The 3,299-nt window shown below is 61.5% G+C and carries 4 protein-coding genes; 3 read left to right on the plus strand and 1 reads right to left on the minus strand.

Going from position 1 to position 3,299, the window contains the following annotated elements:
• Positions 1-572: ketopantoate reductase family protein (locus LB543_RS33670; protein WP_224617344.1), on the minus strand; the 572-nt coding region annotated here is incomplete at its 3' end.
• Between the two features lie 202 nt (positions 573-774).
• On the opposite strand from LB543_RS33670, the gene LB543_RS33675 reads away from it, so the two are divergent.
• The 3 genes from LB543_RS33675 to otnC form a co-directional block, all read left to right on the plus strand.
• On the plus strand, positions 775-1,527 hold the full coding sequence (locus tag LB543_RS33675; RefSeq protein WP_224617345.1) for an FCD domain-containing protein: 753 nt from the start codon (positions 775-777) through the stop codon (positions 1,525-1,527).
• Complete coding sequence (otnK, locus tag LB543_RS33680; RefSeq protein ID WP_224617346.1) at positions 1,524-2,774, plus strand: 3-oxo-tetronate kinase; 1,251 nt, start codon at positions 1,524-1,526, stop codon at positions 2,772-2,774. The genes LB543_RS33675 and otnK overlap by 4 nt, the downstream gene beginning before the upstream one ends.
• A partial coding sequence (otnC, locus tag LB543_RS33685; RefSeq protein ID WP_224617347.1) for a 3-oxo-tetronate 4-phosphate decarboxylase occupies positions 2,771-3,299 on the plus strand: 529 nt, incomplete at its 3' end. The genes otnK and otnC, both read left to right, overlap by 4 nt.

The following is a 3,299-nucleotide window of genomic DNA, read 5'->3' on the forward strand; positions in this document are numbered from 1 at the left end:
TTCAGCGCCAGCTTCTTCCAGACCTCATCGAGGATCCTGTCTGACTGCGTCGTCTCGATCTGCGCCGCGCGGAACGTATCGATCACCTTGCCGAGACGCTCGGTCGGCTTGCCGGCCAGTTCGCCGATGTAAGTCATGCCGGAGCCAGGATGCTTGACGCGGCCTGGCGCCAGCAAGGTGCCGCCATGGTAGGTCAAGCCGACCAGCACGCGGTCTTCGCCGACGATCGACGCGATGCGCGGTGCGTTACCCCAGCCATTCTGCAGGCTGAGCACGGCTGTTTCCTTGGCGATCATGGGTGCCGCGGCCCGAACGGCCGCTTCGGTGTGATAGCATTTGACGAAGTTGATAATGAGATCGACCGGTCCGACGCTCGCGGGGTTGTTGCTTGCAAGCACCTTGATGACCGGCTGCGAACCGTCCTTTTCCTCAATAGTCAACCCGTTATCGTTGATCGCCGTCACCGCCGCCTTGGAGACGTCGATCAGCGTGACGTCATTGCCGGCGCGGGCCAGATATCCACCGAATATCCCACCCATAGCTCCGCCGCCGCCCAGAATGGCGATTTTCATGCATCTTCCTCCCTTGGCGATCGCAGTCGCCGTCTCAAAGCAAGTTGATTTGCAGAGGGTGGAGCTTGCCTTTGGGGGTCCTCCAAGCCGGTGCCGGCCGCTGCTCATCGAGCCCGGCCTCGTCTTCCCGCTTTTTGTCATCTCTTATTTTCAGCATTGCAAGCTGTTGCATGGTTGTCAAGCATGATGGTATGAAAGGTCTATGGTCGACCCTTTAATCATCGAACGAAAGAAACTCTTCGAGCATGTCGCGACCCATCTCGAGGGGCAGATCCTCTCCGGCAAACTAAAGCCAGGAGACCAACTGCCGCCCGAGCGGGACCTGCAGTCGCGCTTCGGCGTCGGCCGCCCGGCCATTCGCGAAGCACTGATCTCGCTGCAGAAGGCCGGCCTCCTCGAACTCACCAATGGTGCGCGCGCCAAGGTGTTGATGCCGACCGCCAGCCATATCTTTACCGGCATGGCGCCGGCCGTCAGGCAGATGTTGTCGACCGAAGAGGGGCAACGCTCCTTTCAGGGCGCGCGCATGTTTTTCGAGGTCGGCCTCGCCCGCGAGGCCGCCCGCACCGCCACGCCTTCCGATCTGGAGACGCTAAGCGAGGCGCTCGAAGCCAATCGCCAGGCGATCGGCGACCGCGAGCGTTTCACCAGCACCGACATTACCTTCCATTTCGAATTGGCGCGAATCGCGCGCAATCTCGTGTTCGTGGCGCTGCACGACCAGATTTCGGAATGGCTCAAGGAACAGCGCATCGTCACGCTGGCCGCGGACGGTCAGGAGCAAACGGCGTATGAGGCACATCGCGCCATTTACGATGGGATCGTCGCGCGCGATCCCGATCGCGCCGAACAGGCGATGCGTGAGCATCTGGATCAGCTGACGACAATGTTCTGGCGCCAGCGGGCAAGCGAACATGGGGCCGATGATCATCAGATGGGCGACCCCGACGCATGAAGATCGGCGTCATCGGCGATGATTTCACCGGTGCCGGCGATATCGCCAACACGCTCGCCAAGGTCGGCGCGCGCACTGTTCAGTATGTTGGAACGCCGACCGGACGACTGAAAACCGAGATCGACGCTGCGGTCATTGCGCTGAAGACGCGCTCGATTGACGCCGGCGATGCGGTGACGCAATCGCTCGCTGCCTGCAGGTGGCTGATTGCCAACGGCGCCAAGCAAATCGTTTTCAAATACTGCTCGACTTTCGATTCCACGCCGCAAGGCAACATCGGACCGGTCGCGGAAGCGCTGCTCGTGGAACTGGACACGATGTTGGCGCTGGTTTGCCCGGCTTTCCCTGCCAATCGCCGGACGCTGTATAACGGGCATCTCTTCGTCGGGGACCGCCTGCTGAGTGAGTCTGGCATGGAAAACCACCCGCTGACGCCGATGACCGATCCCGACATAAGGCGATGGCTTGCACGGCAGACCGCGCTCAAGGTCGGCCATCTCTCTCTGGAAAGCCTGCGTTCGGGCAATGCTCAGGCGGCCTTGCGCCTGGCAAAGCACAACGACGAAAGACTGATCATCGCCGACGCGATCTCGGATGACGATCTCCTGGCGCTGGGCCGGATAGTCAGGACCCACAGGCTGATTACAGGCGGATCCGGGATTGCCATGGGCCTGCCCGGCAATTTTGGGATCCAACCGGCAATAGATCGGCAGCCGTTCGCGGGGAGCGACGGTCCCGGTCTCATTCTCTCCGGCAGTTGCTCTTCGGCGACACGCAGGCAAATTGCCGCGTATGACAGCGGTCACCCGTCAAAGCGTCTTGATGCCGCCGACGCGCTCGATCCGGGTGCGGCCGTCGCGAGTTGCCTGGATTTTCTCGTCAGCCACAAAGATACAGGCCCGCTCGTCTATTCGACCGCGGAACCATCGGAAGTGGCTGCAGCCCAAGCCCAATATGGACGCGAAAGGCTGGCGGCATCGTTCGACACGATCTTTGCAGAGCTCGCTATCAAGGCAGTGGCTGCCGGGTTCCGGCGGATCGTGGTTGCGGGTGGCGAAACGTCCGGCGCGGTTGCCTCGGCGTTCGGAGCGGCAGCACTCGAGGTCGGGCCGGAGATCGACACCGGAGTGCCGGTGCTTATCCTCAACGCAAATCCGAGGCTGGCCTTCGCGCTGAAATCCGGCAATTTCGGCGCCGACGATTTTTTCGAACGTGCACTCGCTACCCTGAAAGGTAGGGCCTCATGACCTTGGAAGAACAGCAGCTTCGCGACGAGTTTTGCCGCTGGGGCGAGTCCCTGTTCATGCGCGGCTACACCGCCGGTTCGTCGGGCAATCTGTCGGGTCGGCTTGCCGATGGTTTCCTGGTCACGCCGACCAATTCCTGTCTGGGTTATCTCGATCCCGCCAGGCTGTCGAAACTGGATGCCCAAGGTGTTGCTGTATCGGGCGATGCCCCGACCAAGGAGATTCCGCTTCACATGGCATTCTATGAGGCGCGGCCGCAGACAGCCGGCGTCGTGCATCTACACTCGACCTACGCCACGGCACTATCCTGCCTTGAAGACACCGACCCCGACGATGCCATCCCGCCAATTACACCTTACGTAGTGATGCGCGTCGGCCGCGTGCCGCTTTTGCCTTACACCCACCCAGGCTCTGCTGCCGTGAGGCCGCTGGTATTGGCCAAGGCCCATGAACATGCCGCCGTCCTGCTGGCCAATCATGGTCCGGTGGTTTCGGGCCGCAGTTTTCGCGATGCCATTTTTGCCG

This window comes from Mesorhizobium sp. ESP7-2, from assembly GCF_020164715.1.
Classification (GTDB): Bacteria; Pseudomonadota; Alphaproteobacteria; order Rhizobiales; family Rhizobiaceae; genus Mesorhizobium.